At 39.1% G+C, this 22,481-nt stretch carries 25 protein-coding genes; all 25 read left to right on the top strand.

The window, feature by feature from the left end:
* Positions 1 to 15: 15 nt before the first annotated feature.
* The 25 genes from AB1H92_RS08780 to AB1H92_RS08660 all read left to right on the top strand — a co-directional run bounded on the left by AB1H92_RS08780 (position 16) and on the right by AB1H92_RS08660 (position 22,399).
* Positions 16 to 1,077 (top strand): helix-turn-helix domain-containing protein, encoded by a 1,062-nt coding sequence (locus AB1H92_RS08780; protein ID WP_166739514.1) that lies wholly within the window; start codon positions 16 to 18, stop codon positions 1,075 to 1,077.
* Entirely contained in the window at positions 1,056 to 2,492 is a 1,437-nt protein-coding gene (locus AB1H92_RS08775; RefSeq protein WP_115360648.1) for an ATP-dependent DNA helicase RecQ, read from the top strand. Before AB1H92_RS08780 ends, AB1H92_RS08775 begins: the two co-directional genes overlap by 22 nt.
* A gap of 80 nt (positions 2,493 to 2,572) precedes the next feature.
* Positions 2,573 to 3,262 (top strand): LysM peptidoglycan-binding domain-containing protein, encoded by a 690-nt coding sequence (locus tag AB1H92_RS08770; protein ID WP_166739513.1) that lies wholly within the window; start codon positions 2,573 to 2,575, stop codon positions 3,260 to 3,262.
* A gap of 161 nt (positions 3,263 to 3,423) precedes the next feature.
* Positions 3,424 to 4,104: a metallophosphoesterase gene (locus tag AB1H92_RS08765; protein ID WP_166739512.1), complete on the top strand. Its 681-nt coding sequence runs from the start codon at positions 3,424 to 3,426 to the stop codon at positions 4,102 to 4,104.
* A gap of 23 nt (positions 4,105 to 4,127) precedes the next feature.
* The gene (locus AB1H92_RS08760; protein WP_115360651.1) at positions 4,128 to 5,102 is read left to right on the top strand and encodes a YpdA family putative bacillithiol disulfide reductase; all 975 of its coding nucleotides are present in this window, start codon (positions 4,128 to 4,130) and stop codon (positions 5,100 to 5,102) included.
* Between the two features lie 142 nt (positions 5,103 to 5,244).
* On the top strand, positions 5,245 to 5,919 hold the full coding sequence (gene prsW, locus AB1H92_RS08755) for a glutamic-type intramembrane protease PrsW (protein WP_115360652.1): 675 nt from the start codon (positions 5,245 to 5,247) through the stop codon (positions 5,917 to 5,919).
* A 276-nt stretch (positions 5,920 to 6,195) separates the two neighbouring features.
* Positions 6,196 to 6,981 carry a spore cortex-lytic enzyme gene (gene sleB / locus AB1H92_RS08750; protein WP_370474900.1) on the top strand — a complete coding sequence of 262 codons (786 nt, stop codon included), beginning with the start codon at positions 6,196 to 6,198 and terminating at the stop codon, positions 6,979 to 6,981.
* A gap of 85 nt (positions 6,982 to 7,066) precedes the next feature.
* Entirely contained in the window at positions 7,067 to 8,353 is a 1,287-nt protein-coding gene (locus AB1H92_RS08745) for a PepSY1/2 domain-containing protein (protein WP_115360654.1), read from the top strand.
* 121 nt (positions 8,354 to 8,474) lie between these two features.
* A complete protein-coding gene (locus tag AB1H92_RS08740; RefSeq protein ID WP_166739511.1) occupies positions 8,475 to 9,113 on the top strand; it encodes a flagellar brake protein in 639 nt (212 codons plus the stop codon).
* Between the two features lie 80 nt (positions 9,114 to 9,193).
* Complete coding sequence (gene cmk / locus AB1H92_RS08735) at positions 9,194 to 9,871, top strand: (d)CMP kinase (RefSeq protein WP_115360656.1); 678 nt, start codon at positions 9,194 to 9,196, stop codon at positions 9,869 to 9,871.
* Positions 9,868 to 10,449, top strand: a complete 582-nt coding sequence (locus tag AB1H92_RS08730) for a 1-acyl-sn-glycerol-3-phosphate acyltransferase (RefSeq protein ID WP_115360657.1) — start codon at positions 9,868 to 9,870, stop codon at positions 10,447 to 10,449. The genes cmk and AB1H92_RS08730 overlap by 4 nt, the downstream gene beginning before the upstream one ends.
* 80 nt (positions 10,450 to 10,529) lie before the next feature.
* The gene (rpsA, locus tag AB1H92_RS08725; protein ID WP_115360658.1) at positions 10,530 to 11,672 is read left to right on the top strand and encodes a 30S ribosomal protein S1; all 1,143 of its coding nucleotides are present in this window, start codon (positions 10,530 to 10,532) and stop codon (positions 11,670 to 11,672) included.
* A gap of 111 nt (positions 11,673 to 11,783) precedes the next feature.
* On the top strand, positions 11,784 to 13,094 hold the full coding sequence (der, locus tag AB1H92_RS08720) for a ribosome biogenesis GTPase Der (RefSeq protein ID WP_115360659.1): 1,311 nt from the start codon (positions 11,784 to 11,786) through the stop codon (positions 13,092 to 13,094).
* Positions 13,095 to 13,123: 29 nt separating this feature from the next.
* The gene (locus AB1H92_RS08715; RefSeq protein WP_115360660.1) at positions 13,124 to 14,158 is read left to right on the top strand and encodes an NAD(P)H-dependent glycerol-3-phosphate dehydrogenase; all 1,035 of its coding nucleotides are present in this window, start codon (positions 13,124 to 13,126) and stop codon (positions 14,156 to 14,158) included.
* Positions 14,159 to 14,173: 15 nt separating this feature from the next.
* On the top strand, positions 14,174 to 14,377 hold the full coding sequence (locus AB1H92_RS08710) for a DUF2768 domain-containing protein (RefSeq protein WP_115360661.1): 204 nt from the start codon (positions 14,174 to 14,176) through the stop codon (positions 14,375 to 14,377).
* Complete coding sequence (locus AB1H92_RS08705) at positions 14,377 to 15,093, top strand: hypothetical protein (RefSeq protein WP_115360662.1); 717 nt, start codon at positions 14,377 to 14,379, stop codon at positions 15,091 to 15,093. Before AB1H92_RS08710 ends, AB1H92_RS08705 begins: the two co-directional genes overlap by 1 nt.
* A gap of 75 nt (positions 15,094 to 15,168) precedes the next feature.
* Positions 15,169 to 16,647, top strand: coding sequence for a stage IV sporulation protein A (spoIVA, locus tag AB1H92_RS08700; protein ID WP_115360663.1), 1,479 nt, complete (start codon positions 15,169 to 15,171; stop codon positions 16,645 to 16,647).
* Between the two features lie 333 nt (positions 16,648 to 16,980).
* On the top strand, positions 16,981 to 17,253 hold the full coding sequence (locus AB1H92_RS08695) for an HU family DNA-binding protein (RefSeq protein WP_075528215.1): 273 nt from the start codon (positions 16,981 to 16,983) through the stop codon (positions 17,251 to 17,253).
* Between the two features lie 167 nt (positions 17,254 to 17,420).
* Positions 17,421 to 17,987 (top strand): GTP cyclohydrolase I FolE, encoded by a 567-nt coding sequence (folE, locus tag AB1H92_RS08690; protein WP_115360664.1) that lies wholly within the window; start codon positions 17,421 to 17,423, stop codon positions 17,985 to 17,987.
* Between the two features lie 94 nt (positions 17,988 to 18,081).
* Positions 18,082 to 18,303, top strand: a complete 222-nt coding sequence (mtrB, locus tag AB1H92_RS08685; RefSeq protein WP_115360665.1) for a trp RNA-binding attenuation protein MtrB — start codon at positions 18,082 to 18,084, stop codon at positions 18,301 to 18,303.
* A 52-nt stretch (positions 18,304 to 18,355) separates the two neighbouring features.
* A complete protein-coding gene (locus AB1H92_RS08680) occupies positions 18,356 to 19,078 on the top strand; it encodes a heptaprenyl diphosphate synthase component 1 (protein ID WP_115360666.1) in 723 nt (240 codons plus the stop codon).
* Between the two features lie 18 nt (positions 19,079 to 19,096).
* On the top strand, positions 19,097 to 19,792 hold the full coding sequence (locus tag AB1H92_RS08675) for a demethylmenaquinone methyltransferase (protein ID WP_115360667.1): 696 nt from the start codon (positions 19,097 to 19,099) through the stop codon (positions 19,790 to 19,792).
* A 26-nt stretch (positions 19,793 to 19,818) separates the two neighbouring features.
* Positions 19,819 to 20,793 (top strand): polyprenyl synthetase family protein, encoded by a 975-nt coding sequence (locus tag AB1H92_RS08670; RefSeq protein WP_115360668.1) that lies wholly within the window; start codon positions 19,819 to 19,821, stop codon positions 20,791 to 20,793.
* Positions 20,794 to 20,888: 95 nt separating this feature from the next.
* Entirely contained in the window at positions 20,889 to 21,335 is a 447-nt protein-coding gene (gene ndk / locus AB1H92_RS08665) for a nucleoside-diphosphate kinase (RefSeq protein ID WP_115360669.1), read from the top strand.
* A 293-nt stretch (positions 21,336 to 21,628) separates the two neighbouring features.
* A complete protein-coding gene (locus AB1H92_RS08660; protein ID WP_115364064.1) occupies positions 21,629 to 22,399 on the top strand; it encodes a protein-glutamate O-methyltransferase CheR in 771 nt (256 codons plus the stop codon).
* Positions 22,400 to 22,481 lie beyond the last annotated feature (82 nt).

The following is a 22,481-nucleotide window of genomic DNA, read 5'->3' as shown; positions in this document are numbered from 1 at the left end:
GAGGAGGACATAATAATGAATCTTTCAACGTTACTTTGTGTTCTATTTAGCAAATTAGATGGAGAGAAAACAGCGAATGCTGCTCTTCATTTATTGCGTGGAAAACGATCAGGACAAACAATTCAGGATGTAAAATATTATGACTTGAAAATGTTTTTCGGTTTATTGCCTAAACTCCCTCAACAATTATTTAATGAGACGATAAATGAACTAGTACAATTAAACTGTATTGAGATAGATGCTTCGTCAATTCTGCATGTAACAGAGAGTGGAAGAAAGTTAGTGGAATCCTCACGCGCCTTTCACTTTAACGGCTGGGATTACCGGGGCCGGGAAGAAATGTTTTTTGCTAGGCTATCTCTTGTCGTACAGACGTTGTCGCATTTTAGAGTGGGACAGAAACGATTTATGCCAGCACAACGAGAAATAGAAATCCAACAGTTCGTCAAGAAAGTATTGAGTGGGCACCCAATTGAAGAACCGAACTTTTCGCGTCAATTAAAAGCAGAGTTACAGACTGCTTTTGAGGAAAGTGGCATGGAAGAGATTCAAAAAGTGATTTTCACACACCGGCTAGTGGGCTATCAGCATACTGGATGGACGTGGGCACAATTAGAGAATCAGTTACGTATGCCTTCTTTATCAATCAAGCTCTATTACATTGAAAGTTTACATTTATTATTAAAGACGATTGAAAGAGAGAAGACGACGCCTTTTTTAAAGGAGCTTGCAAAGGATATTAAACTCGTTACACACTTAACAGAGTCCTCAGCTATCACGAAGAATCTATTTGATAAAGGATTGTCATTAGAAGAAATTGCAGCGACACGTCAATTAAAATTAAGTACGATTGAGGACCATATTGTCGAAATTGCAATTCATGATCATGATTTTCCGATAGAACAATTCGTATCGTTTGAAGATAGCTTAAAAGTGCAAAAGAAATCTATTGAACTTGAGACGAAAAGGCTCCGATTATTAAAGGAAGTCTTTCCGCAACTAACTTATTTTCAATTGCGTCTTATCTTAGGGGCAAGCATGAAAGGAGAGGCGGCGTGGACATCTATACAACCTTAAAAGAAAAGTTCGGCTTTGAACAGTTCAGACCTGGGCAAGAAGAAGTGATCCGCGATGTACTTGCTAAAAATGACCAAATCGCCATATTACCAACAGGAAGTGGAAAGTCACTTTGCTTTCAATTGCCCGCATATTTAATGGACGGAACTGTGGTTATTATTTCACCGCTCGTTGCCCTAATGGAGGATCAAGTCGCCATTTTGAAACAACAAGGTGAAAAGCGGGTTGTTGCGCTTAATTCATTCCACACCTATCAAGAACGCAGTCGGATGATCAATCAACTTGAATGGTATAAATTTATTTTTATATCTCCAGAGATGCTAACAGTTCCAGCTGTAGCAAATAAAATGAAAAAGTTAAAAATCGCATTTATCGTTGTCGATGAAGCACATTGTATTTCACAATGGGGATTTGATTTTAGGCCAGATTATTTAAGGGTTAGTGAGTTTTTGCATGCGGTAAAAAATCCAACCGTCCTTGCGTTAACAGCTACTGCAGATCGTAAAGTGATTCAAGATATACAGCACTATTTAAACTTAATAAACCCTGTACTCCATAAAAAGTCTCTAGATAGACCGAATATTTCTTATACAATACACGAACTAACATCAGAACAGGCGAAAACGGATTGGCTGATCGATCGTGTAGAACAAACGACTGGTCCGGGTATTATTTATGTAGGTTCAAGAAAAAGAGCAGATGAATTGGCTCAAGTATTAAATGAGTTGATAGGAGGAGTATCTTCTTATCATGCGGGTATGGAACAAGAGGATCGTGCTTTTGTCCAAGCGCAATTTATTAGTGGTGATTTGAATTGGATATGTGCTACGAATGCATTTGGGATGGGAATACATAAAAATGACGTCAGACAAGTGATTCATGAACATATCCCGTCTACCATCGCAAATTATATGCAAGAGGTTGGGCGAGCGGGAAGGGACGGGGAATGCTCAGCGGCATCTTTATTATATACAATAGAGGACATTCAGAAAACGAGGTTTATTATGTATGACGACTATCCGGATGAAGGGGAGATTCGTTATTTTGCTAATTGTCTAGCCGAAACAAAGTCCGTTCACGAGGCGGCTGAGTTGGCAAGGCTAAGTGAAACAGGTAGACGAATGTTGCTTTATTATTTTGAACGGATGTCGGTGGAGGAAACAATCATACAAATAAATAAACAAAGTCAGGAAAAGGAACGGCAGTTACAACAAATGGTTGACCTCATCCAGGCGCGGACATGTATCCGTGTTAAACTTCTTCAGAATTTTGGAGAAGATTTACAAAAGAAACCTAAAACTTGCTGTTCGATCTGTGATACAACTTCTGTTGATTGGCTTTACAGCAAGGATGCGCGACAGGACGAAAGAGGGTGGGGCGATTGGTCAACAAGACTAACGAATCTTCTTGGTTAGGTATTGGAAGTTCGTTTACTTTTACGACAAAATTCGTCATAATGGATAGGCAAGTATTCTTGTGATAGGAGAAGTTGAATGTGAAAAAAGATGACTATAGAACGGAATTTGAAGAACAACGAAAAGAAATCAAACTTGACGGGGAAACAGATAGTGGAAAACCACTATCGCGTGTTGATTTACATAGTAAAAAAAGAAAGCCCAAAAAACGTTCTCGCTATTCATTAATTAATGTGCTTCTCGTTTTATTTACACTCATTCCAATCGGAATTCTTGCTTTTGTCATAATTAGTTGGAACTCACCAAATGATAATATCGCGTCGAAATTGGAAGAATCTCAATTTCAATTCGAGAAGAGTAAAAAAACTGATGAAAATAGTGTCACTACGGTGAATAAAGAAAAAGAACCGGAAGATGATAAAAAAGATGAAAAAACGAATGAGCAAATAGAGGCCGAAGAAAAGGCAAAAGAAGAAGCTGAAAGGGCAAAAGCTGAGGCGGAAGCAGAGGAAAAAAGAAAAGAAGAGGCAGCCCGTCAGCAAGCCGAGAAAGAAAAGCAGCAAGCACAAGCGGAAGAAAGAGCGAAAGAAAACGATTCTACTGATGAACAGAAATCCCAAGCGCGCACACATGTCGTAGCACCAGGGGAAACATTGTATAGAATCTCAGTTAATTATTATAAGTCTGGCGACGGTGTGAATAAAATTATGCAAGCAAATAGTTTAACGACCAATGAAATTTCCGTCGGACAAAAGTTAATTATCCCGTAAACATAGAATGAATCATAATGTAGAGATAGGCAAAGAAAACCTTTGCCTATTTCTTATGAAAGGTGGCGAATATTACGTTCAAGAAAATTGTAGGGACTACATTCTTTCTATGCGCATCCATCTTCTTACGAATGGTTTTAAATGCGAAAGAAAGAAATGTCATGCGACATCATTTAATCGTTGAGGCGCTTTCGTCTACTAGGAGACAATTGAAAGTCTTTTTCATTTCAGATATTCATAGAAGGAAAATTGACGAGAAATTATTAAAGAAAATCGATAAAGATATCGACTTAGTGATCATCGGTGGGGATTTAGCTGAAAAAAATGTCCCTTTGTCACGGATTAATCGAAATGTGCAAAAACTGAGTCAGCTCGGTCAAGTTTTTTATGTCTGGGGAAACAATGATCGGGAAGTTGGAGAAGAGACAATCAGACAAATTATTGGACAACACGATGGTATTATTTTGGAAAATAAAAATATGCCCATTCACAGTCATTCTTCATGGGGAATTTGTGGAACAGACGATCCTTCCTGTTTGAAATTAGATGTGGAGCAAGCATTAGAAAATATAGAGCAATATAAAAATGTGTTATTTGTTAGTCATCAGCCTGTTGTCTGGGAAGAGGTGGAGCGTTACTATCATCCAACTTTAATGTTAGCAGGACATACACACGGCGGACAAATACGGCTAGGAAAATTTGGAATTAGTGAAAAAGGTTCTTTTGAATCGGTTGGAGGAAGAGGGAAACTGATTAGCAATGGATACGGGACAACGACCTTGCCATTACGATTAGGTGCACGACCAGAATGTCATATCATTACGATCAGTTATACGGAGTAGTTTTTAAAGGAGAGTATACCTAGATGCAAAGAAGAGAAGTGATTGTGGTTGGAGGAGGACCATGCGGTTTATCAGCAGCAATTGAATTAAAGAAAAAAGGGATAGATGTACTCGTTATTGAAAAAGGAAATATCGTGAATTCTATCTATCGTTATCCAACCCATCAAACATTTTTCAGTTCTAGTTTGAAATTATCTATCGGAGACATTCCTTTTATCACAGCAAAAGAAAAACCAAAGCGAAATGACGCACTTGTATACTACCGTGAAGTTGTGAAGATGACGGGAATAGAAGTGAATAGTTTTGAGCGGGTAAAAGAGGTTCGTAAGGTAGTGGGTCATTTCCAAGTGACGACTGATAAAGAGGTCTATTTGGCGAATTTCGTTGTCGTCGCAACAGGCTACTATGACAATCCGAATAGGATGAATGTGAAAGGTGAAAACTTACCGAATGTTTTTCATTACTTTAAAGAAGCGCACCCATATTTTCAAAAAGACGTTGTCGTCATTGGGGGTAAAAATTCATCCGTTGATGCGGCGCTTGAACTTGAAAGGGCTGGAGCGAATGTTACCGTCGTTTATCGTGGAGAAGACTATTCGCCGAGTGTTAAGCCATGGATTTTACCTGCATTCGACAGTTTAATTAGAAATGGTTCAATTACTATGCATTTTGAATCGAATGTGATTGAAATTACGGAATCGACAATTCTCATAGAGAAAAAAGGTGAGCATATTACCATTCCACATGATTATATTTTTGCAATGACCGGATATCATCCAGATTATTCGTTTTTAAAAGATATGGGCATTCAAATGGAAGCTGAAAGTGGTCGCCCTCGTTTTGATGAAAATACGATGGAAACGAATGTTCAGCATTTATATATTGCGGGAGTTATTGCTGCGGGAAACAATACTAACGAAATATTTATTGAAAATGGTAGGTTCCACGGGGAGTTAATCGCAAAAGCGATTGATGAGATAGTGAACAATAAGCGTTAAAAAGAGAATCTCAAAATGGCACAAAACGTACTACAATGATCCTTGTAAGTATGATCGCAATCCGCAGCGTTCTTGACTAATTAGCTATGATAGATGCTTAGGATGCTTGCATCTATTTGAGTTCTTCTTGAGGGGGGATTGAATGTTCATATTATTAACTTTGGCAATTGCACCCGGATTGGCTTTATTTAGTTATTTTTATTTACGTAAGCAAATTGCCAAAGAACCATCCCGTACATTGCTTCATACTTTTGTGTATGGGGCGGTTATGACTTTCCCTATACTATTTATCCAGCATGTGTTTGAGGAAGAAAATATATTCTCTCATGTTTTTTTTCGTAATGTTGTATTTACGAGTGGATTAGAAGAGTTTTTTAAATGGCTCTTATTATTGCTAACTATTTATCGTCATGTTGAATTTGAAGATGCTTATGATGGAATTTTATATGGAGCGAGCATTTCATTAGGATTTGCGACAGTTGAAAATATTTTATATTTACTTACATACGGTACAGACATTGCGTTCATGCGTGCACTTCTTCCTGTCTCAAGTCATGCGTTATTTGGCGTAGTGATGGGGTATTACATTGGAAAAGCTAAATTCGATGAATCTAATAAGACACTTCTGTTATTCTTAGCACTTCTTGCTCCCTACTTACTTCACTTTATCTATAACGGAATCTTTTTAGTTCGTAAATTTTCACTATACATGATGATTCCATTTATGCTATTTCTTTGGTGGTTTGGTCTCACAAGAGTAAAAAATGCGCATATCCATGCAATGCATCAGTTTCGGTCGAAAGCGAATATTGAATAAGCGAGATGTTCAATTGATCAATATGACGAAAAATTTAATGAATGTAGGTGGTTTTTAGCATTATCAGTGCTAGAAGCCTTTTTTTATTTCCAATTTGTATACTTCTGTCCAGCTTCAACCGCCAGATGCTCGAGTCACAAGTTGACTTGACTCTGTCGTTATGAACGCAGCTCCGTCAATACGTTTTATGTTTGTCGCATCAACTCTTCGGTTTCAGCATTTCTGCTCATATTTTTTAGAAAAGTGGACAAACTGTGAAGAAAAGGAGGAATGGATTTGAAGAAGATAGTGAATCGAACTGTACTTGTTGCGCTTCTGTTGAGTTGTCTGTATGTGATTTCGCCAACTCATTCGGGCGCCTTTAGTTCTCAGCAAATTCAGCGTGGTGCATTTGGTGACGATGTGATTGAGTTACAGGCAAGGCTACAATACATCGGCTATTACACCGGAACAATTGACGGTAAATTTGGGTATGGGACCTATTGGGCACTTAGGAATTTTCAAGACCAATATGGCCTTCCAGTTGATGGGATTGCTGGTGAAGCAACGAAGAAGAAGTTGGTTGATATAAGTAATTACGATGAAAAGTATGTGAAACAAAATATCGAGAAAGGGAATAAGTTTACCCATTATGGGGGCAAGCCGCTTGATGGTCAGGTCGGAAAAGGTACTGGTCAAAAACAGAATGCGCAAGTCCCTGCAAAATATTCAGATCAAGACATAAAACTCATGTCGAATGCAGTTTATGGTGAGGCGAGGGGAGAGCCATATGAAGGGCAAGTAGCTGTTGCCGCCGTTATTTTGAATCGTGTTGAACACCCAGATTTTCCTGATACAGTAGGCGGGGTTATTTTCCAACCAGGTGCATTTACTGCGGTTGCTGACGGACAGATTTGGTTAACGCCAAATGAAAGAGCAAAAGAAGCGGTGATAGATGCGATTAACGGTTGGGATCCATCAGAAAACGCGATTTATTATTTCAACCCAATTACGGCAACAAGTAAATGGATTTGGTCAAGACCGCAAATCAAAAAAATTGGGTTGCATGTGTTTTGTTATTGAAAAGCGAAAAGAACACGATTAAATTGACGATGGGAGGCTGTGCGGAAGTTCCGAAATCACCATTCGGCAATACTTTTGCTTAAATATGAAAAAAATAATATTTGTACTAGTCTATGCGATTGCGGCATTAGCTATATTTGCCTACGGAAAAAGTACAGAAAATCAGCAGTTAAGTTATTTACTGAGTGGTCAATATGCGAAGAAAATGACAGAGGCATCACAGAAATTAGAAGAATTAGATACTGCGGTGAAGAAAACTTTATTGTTTAATGAGAGTGATGGCTTTGATGATGCAAGGGAAGATATATGGAGACTTTCCTCAGATGTAAAAAATGCGGTTGGTTCATTACCGCTCGATAGAGGCTTTTCAAATTCTTGGATGAATTATTTAGGGAGACTCGGAAATTATGCAAAAGAAACCGAGCGACTAAACGATAAAGAAGAATACCATCAAGTAATGACGCAAGCTTCTGTTAATTTGCGTGAAATGGCGGATGAATGGCAATTGGCAACGGCCGATTTAATTCGAGGGGATGTATCAGTTGAAAGTTGGTCGAATCAACTAGACTCAGTTGATTCAGAGCATGATTGGGATGGCATGCGGGAAACAGTTAAACAGTATACTGAAAGTGATTTTCCGCTAACGGCTAGTGAGTCAGATTCATTAAAGAAAAAAGAATTGCAAACATTGACTGATAAAAAAGTGACGCGTGAAGAAGCAATCGAGCGATTTAAATTTCTGTTTCCTGAAGTTTCAAATTCTTCTATTGTCGTAGAAAATAGTAAGCCTGGTGCACCTTATCCTTTCTATCACATTCGATTTGCTGAGGATAGTTCAGTCGGTTATATTGATATCACTGAAAAAGGTGGCCATGTCTTATCATTTTTATCGGAAAGACCATTTGGACAGGAAACGCAGTCATATGAGTTTATTAAGGAAAAAGCTGAACAGTTTTTGTCTAGTTCTGGATACGGGGATACTGTTTTAGAAGAAGCAAGAGAAAATCATACATCTTGGCACTTTGTGTTTGTCCGTGTTGAGCCTGAGTATGAAGCAAAAGTATTTTCGGATGTTATCCATTTAAAAGTTGCGAAAGATACGGGTGGAATTATTGGGCTAAATGCGATGGAGTATATTCAAAAAGAAAATTTGAAGCCGCAAAAAATAGTGGAACAAAATTGGGAAGAATTTTTCCGTACAAACGTAACGGTAGTAGAAGAAGAGCTTGCCTATGTTGAAAACGACCGATTAGACCAACGTTTATCTTATTACTTAACTGTTACGATGGAAGTGGACGAGCAAATAGATACCTATGTCGTTGTTGTCGATACTGAAACAGCTGAAGTGATAAAAACTGAAAAACAGCCGTAATCTCTTTTAAATGTTGTTAGATGCCTTCAAATGAGTAGGTTCTTTATATGCTTAAATGTATATTGCATTTCTCTTTAGTCATGAGATAATAGTAGCATGACTAAAGGCGGAGGTGCGTCAGTTGACATTGAAGGTTGGAACAGTAGTTATCATTGAGAAGAAATTTTCGGATGATAACAGCAAGTACAGAAGTAAAATCATCGACTCAGGAGACGGCTTCGTCATGATTGACTATCCAACGCATATTGACACGGGCAAAACAGCTTTTTTTATGGATGGAACGGAGCTCGTGATTAATTTTACGGATGACTTACGCATGTCGTATGCTTTTCATACAGTGGTATGTGGAAGACAGATCGATGGTGTGCCGATGTTAAAGATAGCTTATGAAGGTGACGAAGGGCTTATTAGAATACAGCGACGTCAGTTTGTGAGAGTAAAGGTGGCGATTGATGTCGCGGTAGAAATAGAAGATCATGTCATGCAGCTTGTGACTGAAGATATTAGTGCGGGTGGTGTCGCAATTAATATTACAAATACGAGTGTCTTACAAAAGGAAGCAGTTGTTTCTTTACTACTTGTCCTACCTTTTGTCAAACGTGAAACTCAATACGTTCGGGCTAAGGGGAGGGTCATTAGAATATGGGAAGATGGACGAAGAAAAATTGCGTCTTTGGAGTTTGTAGAAATCTCGACAGTGGACCGGCAACAAATTGTTCAATTTTGTTTCGAACGTCAATTACAAATGAAAAATAAATAAGGGGAAAAGTCTCTTGAATGGGGACTTTTCTCTTTTGTTTGTGATACACTATTGTCGAATTGTTGCGGGAGGTAAAGACGATGTTAGATAGATTGAAAATAGCGATTGATGGGCCAGCTGCGGCTGGAAAAAGTACCATTGCGAAAATTACAGCTGAGAAATTAGGCTATACGTATATTGATACTGGTGCGATGTATCGTGCATTGACGTATAAAGCGTTAAAGGAAAGCATAGATATTAATGACGGAGAGGCACTTGGCGAGTTGCTTGAACAGACAGAGATTTTGCTCGTTCCGCTAGAAAATGGTCAAGCAGTAAAATTAGATGGTGTTGATGTATCAGAGGCAATTCGAACAGCAGAAGTGACTGCTGCAGTATCTCAAGTGTCAGCCCATAATCAAGTGAGAGAATTAATGGTAGAAAAACAACGTAACTTGGGGCGTCAGTCAGGGGTTGTGATGGATGGTAGAGACATAGGAACCCACGTGTTGCCAAATGCGGAATTAAAGGTGTTCATGACGGCATCGGTTGAAGAGCGGGCCCTTCGTAGATACGAAGAAAATAAAAAGCGGGGAATTCATTCTTCACTTGAAGCCCTCCAAGAAGAAATTAGAAAACGAGACGAAGCCGATTCAAATCGTGAAGTTTCACCTTTAAAGCGAGCGGATGATGCGATCCTTCTTGATACGACTTCGATGAATATTGAAGAAGTGGCCAGGGAAATTAGTCGATTGGCAAAAGAGAGGTTAGCGAAATGAATTTATACCCGCTAGGTAAAGCGCTATGTAGTGCGATTTTTTATCCGTTCTATCGGATAAAAGTAATAGGGAAAGAGAATTTTCCTAAAGATGGCGGCGTTTTACTATGTACAAATCATATCGATAATCTTGATCCACCAGTTGTGGGCATTACTTGTCCGCGAACGGTTCATTTTATGGCGAAAGAAGAGTTGTTTGAATTACCCATTTTGAAAAGTGTTTTACCAAATGTAAAGGCTTTTCCTGTTAAAAGAGGTATGAGTGACAGGCAAGCAATGCGTAAGGCGTTAACGCTTCTAAAAGAAGGAAAAGTAGTCGGATTATTTCCGGAAGGGACTCGAAGTAAAGACGGGCAACTTCAAAAAGGACTTGCGGGTGCTGGTTTCTTTGCGCTACGCGGGGATGCTGTTGTGATGCCTTGTGCAATTATTGGACCTTATAAACCATTTAAGCAATTAAAGGTGGTGTATGGTAAGCCAATTGATATGGCTCCATATCGTGAACGAAAAGCTTCAGCTGAAGAAGTGACAGCAGTCATTATGGCAGAAATCCAAAAGCTAATTGAAACAAATAACTGAAGAAATAAGTACAATATTTTGTTTTTATTAAGCAATTCGCCTATTATAGAAATAGGAGTTTTAATGGAGGAGGACTACATATGTCAGAGGATATCAATATTGAAATGCAAAAAGAGTTTAACGAAGGTGACCGTGTAACGGGAAAAGTTGTTAAAATCGAAGATAAATCTGTAACGGTCGAGATTCCAGGTGCACCATTTGATGGTGTGATTCCAATAAGTGAAATTTCAAGTTTGCATATTGAAAAAGCTTCGGATGTTGTTTCTGAAGGTGAAGAGCTTGAACTAGCGATTATTAAAGTCGAAGAAGCGAATTATGTGCTTTCAAAACGTCAAGTAGACGCTGATGAAGCATGGGATTCTTTGGAAGAAAAGTTTAATAACAATGAAATCGTTGAAACGGAAGTAAAAGACGTTGTAAAAGGCGGTCTAGTTGTCGACTTAGGCGTTCGTGGATTCATTCCTGCTTCCCTTGTAGAGGACTATTTCGTCGAATCATTCGATGAATACAAAGGCCGACAAATGAAATTCAAAATTATTGAAATGGATAAAGAGAAAAACCGTTTGATTTTATCCCATCGTGCTGTTCTCCAAGAGGAAAAGGCAGCAAAGAAAAACGAAGTACTAGACAACTTAAAAGAAGGTCAAGTATTAGAAGGTACCGTTCAACGTCTAGCATCATTCGGTGCATTTGTTGATATCGGTGGTGTAGATGGTCTTGTGCATATCTCACAACTATCACATGCGCACGTTGACAAAGTATCAGATGTTTTATCTGAAGGAGATACGGTATCAGTGAAAGTTCTTTCTGTTGACCGAGACGCTGAGCGTATTTCATTATCCATTAAAGAAACATTGCCTGGGCCTTGGGAAGGAATCGAAGAAAAAGCACCAAAAGGTTCTATCCTAGAAGGAACTGTTAGACGGTTAGTTTCTTATGGTGCGTTCGTTGAAGTTTTCCCTGGTGTCGAAGGTCTCGTGCATATCTCACGAATTTCACATGATCATATCGGTACGCCGAACGAGGTATTAACGGAAGGACAGAAAATTGAAGTGAAAGTCCTAGATGTGAATCCAAACGAGGAACGTTTATCGCTAAGCATTAAAGACTTGGTGGAAAAAGAAGATCAAACATCTTACGACGATTATGAGATGCCTGAAGAATCCCAAGGTTTCTCAATAAGTGATGTCATTGGAGACCAATTAAAGAAGCTTTCAGAGTAAATTTGAATGAGAAGATTTTGAAAAACTCATACGGTGATGGTGCTCTTTTAGGGCATCATCATCTTTTTTTGTGTATACTAACAGAAGATAATCTGGAAGGATGTTTTAAGTATGACAAAACCAACTGTCGCCATCGTTGGGCGACCAAACGTCGGTAAATCCACAATTTTTAATCGAATTGTGGGAGAAAGAATTTCAATAGTCGAAGACGTTTCAGGTGTTACGCGAGATCGAATTTACAGTTCTGCAGATTGGCTAACACATGATTTCAATATTATTGACACAGGTGGTATTGAAATTGGAGATGAACCGTTTCTAGAGCAAATTCGACTCCAAGCAGAAATTGCGATTGAAGAAGCAGATGTCATTATTTTCTTAGTGAATGGGCGCGAAAGTGTGACGGATGCAGACGAGCATGTAGCGAAAATATTATACCGGTCAAACAAACCGGTGATTTTAGCTGTCAATAAAATTGACAACCCTGAAATGAGAGAAATGATTTACGATTTCTATTCATTAGGATTTGGCGACCCTTATCCAATTTCAGGAGCACATGGCCTAGGATTAGGCGATTTATTAGATGCAGTTGCCAACGAATTTCCAAATGAGGAAAGTGAACCTGATGAAACAGATGTCATCCGTTTTTCTTTAATCGGTAGACCGAATGTCGGAAAATCATCACTTGTAAACGCACTTCTTGGCGAAGAGCGTGTTATCGTAAGTGATGTAGCAGGAACGACACGAGACGCAATAGACACGCCTTATGTGTATGAAGGGCAAAAGTATAAAATTATTGATACGGCCGGTATGCGGAAAAAAGGAAAAGTCTACGAAACGACGGAAAAATATAGTGTCTTACGTGCATTAAAAGCCATTGACCGCTCAGATGTCGTATTAATTGTGTTAAACGGCGAAGAGGGGATTCGCGAGCAAGATAAGCGAATTGCAGGCTATGCTGAGGAAGCTGGAAAAGGCGTAATGTTTGTGGTGAATAAATGGGATGCCATCGAAAAAGATAACCATACGATGAACAACTTTACTGCAAAAATTAGAGATAATTTTATGTTCCTTGATTATGCACCGATTGCCTTTGTATCCGCGAAAACAAAGCAACGTGTCAATGGACTTTTTGATAGTATAAAATTAATTAGTGAAAACCATGCGAAGCGGATTCAATCTAGCGTGTTAAATGAAGTGATTGAAGATGCGGTTGCTAGAAATGCGACGCCGACAGATAAAGGGAAGAGATTACGCATTTACTATGCTACACAAGTGGCAGTTAAACCACCGACATTCATTGTTTTTGTGAATGAGCCAGAATTGATGCATTTTTCTTATGAACGTTTTCTACAAAATCGATTGCGTGAAGCGTTCGGTTTTGAAGGGACGCCAATTCGTCTCATTACAAGAGCAAGAACGTAAAACGCTATTTACTTGGAAGGATGAACTTTATGAAGAAAGTATCTGTGATTGGCGCAGGAAGTTGGGGTACAGCACTCGCTTTTGTGCTAGCAGAAAATGGACATGACTGTTTGCTCTGGGCAAGACGCTCAGAGCAAGTTGAGGAGATTAATGAGCGTCACACAAATCATGCCTACTTACCCAATACAACTTTACCTGCGAATTTAAAAGCCACCGCTACGCTTGAAACAGCTGTTACACACGGTGATGTTATTGTTATCGCTGTTCCAACGAAAGCAATCAGACCGATTTGCCAAGAGATGAACGCGATCATGACAGAGGAAAAGTTATTTGTACATGTATCAAAAGGGATTGAGCCTGATTCACATAAAAGAATTTCTGAAATGATTGGTGAAGAGATTGCTTCGTCAAATCGAAAGGATATCGTCATTCTTTCAGGGCCAAGCCATGCTGAAGAAGTCGTAGAAAGACATCCGACAACGGTTACAGCTGCATGTCAGAATGTAGAATCGGCCAAAGAAGTACAAGATTTATTTATGAATCATTATTTCCGTGTTTACACAAATACGGATGTAATTGGTGTAGAAATTGGCGCTGCTTTAAAAAATGTAATTGCACTTGCCGCGGGGATTACCGATGGACTTGGGTACGGTGATAATGCAAAGGCGGCACTCATTACGCGTGGTCTAGCTGAGATATCAAGATTAGGTGTAAAAATGGGTGCAAACCCACTCACATTTGCTGGTCTTACAGGTTTAGGGGATTTAATTGTCACGTGTACAAGCGTGCATTCTCGCAACTGGAAGGCTGGAAATATGCTTGGTAAAGGAAAAAGCTTAGAAGAGGTTACAGCAGGGATGGGTATGGTCATAGAAGGTGTGCGAACGACAAAGGCAGCGTATCAATTGGCCAAAAAACATGATGTTACGATGCCGTTAACAGAAGCCTTATACTCCGTTCTCTTTGATGCTGTCTCACCTAAAAATGCGGTGGACCAGTTAATGAGTAGAATGAAAAAACAAGAAGTTGATGATCTGTTTGGTACGATGCATTTCAATGAATAGAGAGGTAGATGATTCATGTCACCGCTTGATAAAATGTGGTTATCTTTTTATGCTATGGGTTTTATGTTCGTTTCAATGGGCCTTATTTATTTTAGTAGACATAAGTTGAAAAATAGATTGTTAAAATTTTTATTCGCACTTGTTGCCTATGCATTATTATTATTTTGTTTTCTCGCTATGATTTATCTCGTATTTAGCGGACCATCAGGAGGAGCATAATGAGGGTGTCATTAAAGAAAATAGCAGGTGTATTTTTCTTCTCAGCCATCCTGTTATTAACAGGGTGTATGTACCCTGGGGAGGAAGAAGGTCAAGGGAAGATTCCGTATCCTGAACATGTTGAATCGATTCAACGAGCAGTAGATACGTACCAAAAAGAATCTGGCGGCTTATTGCCAATTAAAACGAAGGACGCGGAAACCGATAAATATATTAAATATCCAATTGATTTCTCGAAAATTGTACCGGATTATACAGAGAAGATACCTTCAAGTGCCTATGAAAAAGGTGGTATTTTTCAATACGTATTAATGGATGTCGAGGAAAATCCAACTGTGAAAGTTGTCGATTTACGAGCGGCAGAAATAATTAGAGATTTAAATCTACGTAAAAGTATGAATGGTCAAATCCCTTTTAAAGATAAAATAGGGGATGGTGTATATGAAATTGACTTTGAAGCACTAGGATTTAAAAGTCCATTAACGCTTGAAAGTCCTTATTCCGATGCGCATTTACCGGTTGTTGTTGGTGGAGATGGAAACTTTTATATCGATTATTCAATTGATTTAAATCGAATTCTATCAGAAGATAATCCAGAAGTTCGAGATGGAGAAGATATTCGATTTCTTCTCGAAGAGGGCTCTGTTGTCGTGCCTGCCTATTCTTTACCGTATACAGTAAATGAAAATAATGAACCTATTTTTATAGGAAAATAAAAAAACGTTTCATGCTTCTGCATGAAACGTTTTTCTATTACATAAAGTAATATGCGTAGAAAAGGAGGACGATGGATGAAAGAAGAACTATATGAAAATTTAGCGAGACGAACGGATGGAGATATTTACATCGGCGTCGTGGGCCCTGTCCGTGTTGGAAAGTCCACGTTCGTAAAAAGGGTCATGGAAGAAGTCGTAATTCCAAATATGACGGATGAGACGGACCAAATACGAGCACAAGACGAACTCCCGCAAAGTTCACCAGGGCCGGTGATTATGACAGCTGAACCGAAATTTGTGCCAGCACAAGGAACGTCAGTAGCAGTTGGTGATGGCGAACTACAATTTCAAATTCGGCTCGCTGATTGTGTTGGGTATGTCATTGACGGTGTTAAAGGATACGAAGATGAAGATGGACCGAAGTATGTTCATACTCCGTGGCATAATGAACCGGTACCATTCGAAGAAGCTGCACGTATCGGAACAGATAAAGTCATTAGAGATCATTCGACAATTGGAATACTTGTAACGACTGACGGTACAGTCAATAATATTCCACGCGCTTCTGCAGAAGTGGCTGAAGCGGAGATTGTAGAGAAATTACAAGATATCGGAAAACCATTTGTAATTGTGTTGAATTCAAAAATGCCTGCCCATGAAAAAACAGTTGCTTTAAAACAAGAGCTTCATGAAAGATATGCGGTGCCAGTCATTGCAATTAGTGCAGATCAATTAAATGCACAAGAAATTCAACTCATCTTAAAAGAGGCTCTATATGAATTTCCGATTTCTGAGATTGAGTTGCAAAAACCGGATTGGATGGATGTACTCGGAAGTGAGCATGAGCTAAACTCATCAATCGATACAGTCATAAGTGAAGGCTTTTTGGAGGCATCGAAAATCCGCAAAGTACAAGAACTAGCAGAAAAGTTGAAGCACGAAAAGTATGTACAACATGCCGAAGTTGTCGAAGTGGATGCTGGGCAAGGGAAGGCATCTATCAAGATAGAGATGGATGAGCAAGCTTTCCGTGAAGTGTGTGAGGGGATTATGGGTCAAGAAATCGGTACGAAAAAAGATTGGCTCTTATTTGTTCAAGAAGCTTCTAAAGCAAAGAGCGCGTACAATATGTATGCGGAAGCCATTGAAAAGGCTAAGAGCGATGGCTACGGCGTTGCGTTACCGGTTATCGGAGACTTTAATCCAACACCACCAGAACTCATTAAACAAAATGACTTTTTCGGTGTTCGGATGAAAGCAACTGCGCCATCCATTCATATGATTCGTGTAGATATGGAAGCTGAGTTCTCGCCGTTAATCGGTTCAGAGTTTCACAGTCATCATTTATTGAAAGATTTAAAAGACGCGTATTTGCATGACCGAGAAGCGCTTTGGGAAACGCAATTATTTGGTACACCATTACATGAAGTGATGAAAGAGAGTATCCGTTTCAAAACGGATTCAGTTCCGCCTCGCGCCAGAAAGCGTCTGCGTGAAACGATTGAGCAAATGGTGAATGATGGCAATAAAGGGATGATTACGTTTATTGTCTAGTCAATCAATATAGAACTGCATTTATAAAAATAAAGGAAAACCCGTAAACGTTTTTAGTTTACGGGTTTTATTATACTCAAATATAGCGTTTTTTCAGCGGAAGTAAAGGCGAAATTCACGCCTTTATTCCGAGCTCCGGGCGCTTGTCAAGGCTACCCGGTGCCCTCCTCGTTTGTTTTGAATATTTGTGTAAATAAGGGCTTTTTACGGGTTTTTATGTGAAAATGGCATTTTTAGGTGAAAAGTGGATAGATATTGTTGCATGGCGCTTTTTGATGTGATACTCTTTCTACAGTATTGTTAAAGACTTCTCTTTGAGAGGGGGTGAATAGTATGAACAAATCAGAATTAATTAACGCTGTAGCTGAGTCAGCAGGTCTTTCTAAGAAAGATGCAACTGCGGCTGTTGAGGCTGTTTTTGAAACAATCCAAGATACTTTAGCTGGTGGAGATAAAGTACAAGTAATTGGTTTCGGAACATTTGAAGTTCGTGAGCGTGCTGCACGTAAAGGACGTAACCCTCAAACAGGTAAAGAAATCGACATCGCTGCAAGTAAAGTTCCTGCTTTTAAAGCTGGAAAGGCACTTAAAGACGCGGTTAAATAAAGGTTACGCTACATAGGAGCTTGTCTGTTGAGTCTTGGTAAGAGATTCGGGGACAAGTTCCTTTTATTTTTCGCGAAAATAAGTGAGTACATGAACTGTACTGAGAAGGGCGAATATGCTACTATTTTTGAAGGAACATGTTTTGTTGATTGAGGAGGATTTGAAGAATGCACGAAGTTGATTATATGAAAATGGAACAAGCTGTAACGATGATCCTAGAAGCGATTGGCGAAGACCCAGCTCGTGAAGGGCTTATTGACACACCAAAGCGAGTTGCCAAAATGTACGCGGAAGTTTTCGAAGGCTTGCATGAGGATCCGAGACAGTATTTTGAAACGGTATTTCATGAGAATCATGATGAAGTTGTATTGGTGAAAGATATTCCCTTTCATTCGATGTGTGAACATCATTTAGTTCCATTCTTTGGGCATGCACATATTGCCTATATTCCACGCGATGGAGTAGTCGCAGGACTCAGTAAGTTAGCAAGAGCAGTAGAAACGACAGCAAGACGTCCACAATTACAGGAACGTATTACATCCACTGTTGCTAATGCGATCATGGACATGTTAAATCCTGTCGGCGTCTATGTAGTCGTTGAAGCAGAGCATATGTGTATGACAATGCGAGGAATTCGAAAACCTGGTGCAAAAACAATGACAACTGTAGCAAGGGGTATTTACGAGCACGACGACATTAAAAGGTCTGAAATCTTATCGCTTATAAAAATGTGATGATATAGGCATTGAAAGCGTCATATCCGCTTTGCTAACCCCTCCTTTTTTATGCTATGATTAAGTACACAGGAAGATAGGAGACTTGGATGATATGGTACAATCTGATTACATCGTAATAAAAGCGAAAGAAGATGGCGTGAACGTTATCGGATTAACTCGGGGAGACGATACGAAGTTTCATCATACTGAAAAGCTGGATGATGGAGAAGTGATGGTTGCACAATTTACTGAACATACGTCGGCTATGAAGATTCGCGGAGAAGCGGAAATACATACAGCGAATGGCATGATTACAAGTGAAGGCAAGAAATAAACGATAAATGGTAAGAGTATGTCCTTGAATGTATTTGAATGGAGATTAACTGATGGGAAGACAAATAATGAACGTTCAAATTGAAAGTTTTATTGATGAATTTAACCGTAGTGTTAATCATCCAATTTTAAATAGAGAGATTGGCAAACCAATACTAGATGAATCTACTTTATTTTTTCTCCTTCTACCGAAATTAAATGGAGAAGAATGGACGTCATCTACAAACACGGCTGCCATCGCCGTAGGAGCTGTATACGCTGCGTTTGATGCGCATGACACTGTTGACGTGGAAAATGTAACATCGACTTCACAACAGCTGTCAGTCCTTTCTGGAGACTATTTAAGCGGTGTCTATTATCAGTTACTTGCATCGCTTCCGAATTTCGAATTTATTCATGTATTGTCAAAAGCAATTGGTGAAATAAATGAGATTAAGACAGAGTTTCATACGAATTTAGAGATGAAAACAAGTGATAGTTTAGAGGCAATCCGAAGCATTCAAGCAGAATGTATCGTTCAGTTTTTACATACGTTTGGATTTTCACAATACATTCCACTTGCTGCTGCAGGACTTCCACTCATGTCGTTAATGGTAAATAGAAATCGTGATTCCGGTACTGTGCAGTGGACTTTACATAGTGATGACGCAACGGAAGCATTGAAAATACTAAGTGCCGAGATGGAAACGGCCATCTTAAACGCGACTTTTCTGACGCCGGAATTAGTGGAGAAGACTCGTGAAATGACTATGCCCTTGCTTGGAAAGATGATTTGAAGAAATGAGGTAAGCTCCTTGACGCTTTCAAAAGAACAAAAAGTTCATAAGGTATTCGAGAAAATTTCAGATGACTACGATAAAATGAATTCAGTAATTAGTTTTAATCAGCATAAAAAATGGCGAGATGATATTATGCGCCGTATGTCCGTTAAAAAAGGTGCAGTTGCGCTTGATGTATGTTGTGGTACGGCTGACTGGACGATTGCGCTTGCGAAGGCAACAGGCCCTGAAGGCAGTGTGACAGGACTTGATTTTAGCGAAAAGATGTTAGAAGCTGGCAGACCTAAAGTGGCACACTATGACAACATTGAGTTGATTCATGGAAATGCGATGGAATTGCCGTTTGCTGATCATACTTTTGATTATGTAACGATTGGTTTCGGTTTGCGTAATGTTCCTGATTACGCAACTGTTTTAAGCGAGTTACATCGTGTATTGAAGCCTGGTGGAATGGTGGCGTGTCTGGACACCTCGCATCCTGAAATGCCGATATATAAACAACTATTTCGTTTTTATTTTAAAGTCATTATGCCGATTCTTGGAAAAGTGTTTGCAAAGAGTTATCAAGAATATTCTTGGTTACAGGAGTCTGCCGATGATTTCCCAGGGATGAAAAAGCTTGCGCATATGTTTACTGAAGCTGGGTTTCACGAAGTATACTATAAATCTTATAGCGGTGGTGCGGCTGCTGGGCATATTGGATTTAAATAATAAATCTTGTAGGGGAAGGGTTTCATTTGGAAAAGTTACAAGTTTTATCACTTTACGCAAACTTTCGTAAAGATCTTAATTACATAGAAAAGGAACTTGAATGTTCCGTTGATTCGGCTTCCCCGATTATTCGGCAAGCTTCACTTCACCTATTACGCGCAGGAGGAAAACGAATCCGACCTATTTTTGTCTTGCTTGCTTCTGAATTCGGACAATTCTCTTTAGAGCGAGTTGCAAAGGTTGCGGTATCCCTTGAGCTTGTTCATATGGCTTCCCTCGTTCATGATGATGTCATCGATAATTCAGATATGAGAAGAGGGCATCCAACAGTTAAAGCGAAATGGAACAACCGGATTGCGATGTACACGGGTGACTATATATTTGCACAAGCACTTGTTTCAATTGCGGATATTAAAAATGCTGCAGTTCACCAATTACTTGCGAAAACGATGTTGGAGATTTGTGAAGGTGAAATTATACAAATAGAACATCAACGTGTTGTCAATCAAACGGTTCGCGATTATCTTCGCCGGATAAAGCGTAAAACTGCTTTACTATTATCATCGAGTTGTGAGCTAGGTGCTCTCGTATCGGGCGCAGAACCAGCTGTAGTAAACAAGCTAAGTCGATTTGGTTACTACGCGGGGATGTCGTTTCAAATAACTGATGATATTCTCGATCTCACTTCGACAGATGAAGAGCTTGGCAAGCCAGCTGGAAGTGATTTACTAAATGGTCATTTAACGTTGCCAATATTTTATCTGAAAGATGATCCAGCATTTCAACCCTATATGGAGCAAGCTTTCAGTGGCAACTTAACTGAACAAGCGAGAGAAGATATGTTAGCGTATGTCCGCAGTTCCGGGGCAATAGAAAAAGCTGCCGCGGTGAGTGACTTATATTTACAAAAAGCGAAACATGAAATTCGTGCACTCCCAGAAGGTAAAGCGAAGAAATCTTTTATTCAAATCGCTGAATTTATTGGTAAGCGTAATTATTAATAACCTAAATGCTTGAAAGAAGTATAAACCGATGATACGATTTACAAGGGGATTTCACCCTGTCAATGTACACATAATTAGAGGAGTGTTTTTAAATGGAAAGAACATTTTTAATGGTAAAACCAGACGGCGTTCAGCGCAACTTGATTGGCGACATTGTAAGCCGTTTTGAAAACAAAGGTTTCCAACTTGTTGGTGCGAAACTAATGCAAGTTACAGAAGAACTAGCACAACAACATTACGGAGAACATAAAGAACGTCCATTTTTCGGCGAACTAGTTGATTTCATCACATCTGGACCAGTTTTTGCAATGGTTTGGGAAGGTGAAAATGTTATTTCAACAGCACGTCTACTCGTTGGTGCAACAAATCCAACAGAATCAGCTCCAGGAACAATTCGCGGTGACTACGCAGTAACTGTAGGGAAAAATATCATCCACGGTTCTGACTCACCAGAATCTGCAGTTCGTGAAATTGGTCTTTTCTTCAAAGAAGAAGAACTTGTATCATACGACAAAACAATGTCTACTTGGATTATCTAATTCATTGAATAAAGCAGCCAAGCGGTTTCCGCACGGCTGTTTTTCTTATAATTAACGAAGACTTTTAGTGTAACGTTGCAACTAACGCTATTTCGAAGTCTTTTTTAATAAATTCATACTGGAACGTTGGCGATAATTGGAATGTGTCAAAGGGCCTATATGATGTGATGCAAGTAGAAGTTCCGTCTCATGATGACTCTTTTTACGATTTTAAACATCTTCATGAACATATTAAAAATTGCTCGGCAAACGCCGGGTTTTCTTTTATTCTTTCACAGAAAGAAGGGAGCATCATGCCGGATTATCAAACATTTATTGGAAATATTAAGCGTAAAACAGGGATTGATTTATCACTTTATAAAGAAGCGCAAATGAAAAGAAGGCTAACTTCGTTATATGAAAGAAAAGGGTATAAGGATTTTGCTACTTTTTATGATGCCATACATAATGATCGCGCGATATTAGATGAATTTTTAGATAGAATGACGATTAATGTCTCAGAGTTTTATCGAAACAAGGAACGTTGGGATACACTTGATCAAAAGATTTTCCCCCGACTGCTTACTAAAACGAAAAGACTGAAAATTTGGAGTGCGGCTTGTTCGACTGGGGAAGAGCCCTATTCGTTAGCGATGGTTCTCTCCTCACATATACCCCTTCGAGACATTTCTATCTTTGCGACAGATTTAGATGAAGGTGTTTTGGATCGTGCGGAGATTGCGCTTTATCCGGAGCGTGCTTTAAAAGATGTTCCGCGTAATGTTGTCAGCAATTATTTTGTCAATGAAGGCAATCATTATCAAGTAAAAGACGAGATAAAAAGAACCGTCACTTTTAAAAAACATAATTTATTAAAGGATCGGTATGACACTGGGTATGACTTAATCGTTTGCCGAAACGTCATGATTTATTTTACCGAAGGGGCAAAGGAAGAAATTTACATGAACTTTGCCAAAGCGTTAAAGCCTGGTGGCGTTTTATTTGTTGGAAGTACTGAACAAATTTTTAATCCAGCGAAATACGGATTTGAATCAATCGAAACATTTTTTTATAAAAAACTATAATTTACATATTGTTTTTGAATATTTTCAAAGATAAGTATAGTCGAAACTCAAACAATTTGGTATAGTGCTATGAAATAGGAAT

Origin of the sequence: Sporosarcina pasteurii (assembly GCF_041295575.1) — a bacterium.
GTDB lineage: Bacteria > Bacillota > Bacilli > Bacillales_A > Planococcaceae > Sporosarcina > Sporosarcina pasteurii.
Note: the sequence above shows the minus strand (reverse complement) of the source record. Positions and strands in the feature narration are given on the sequence as shown.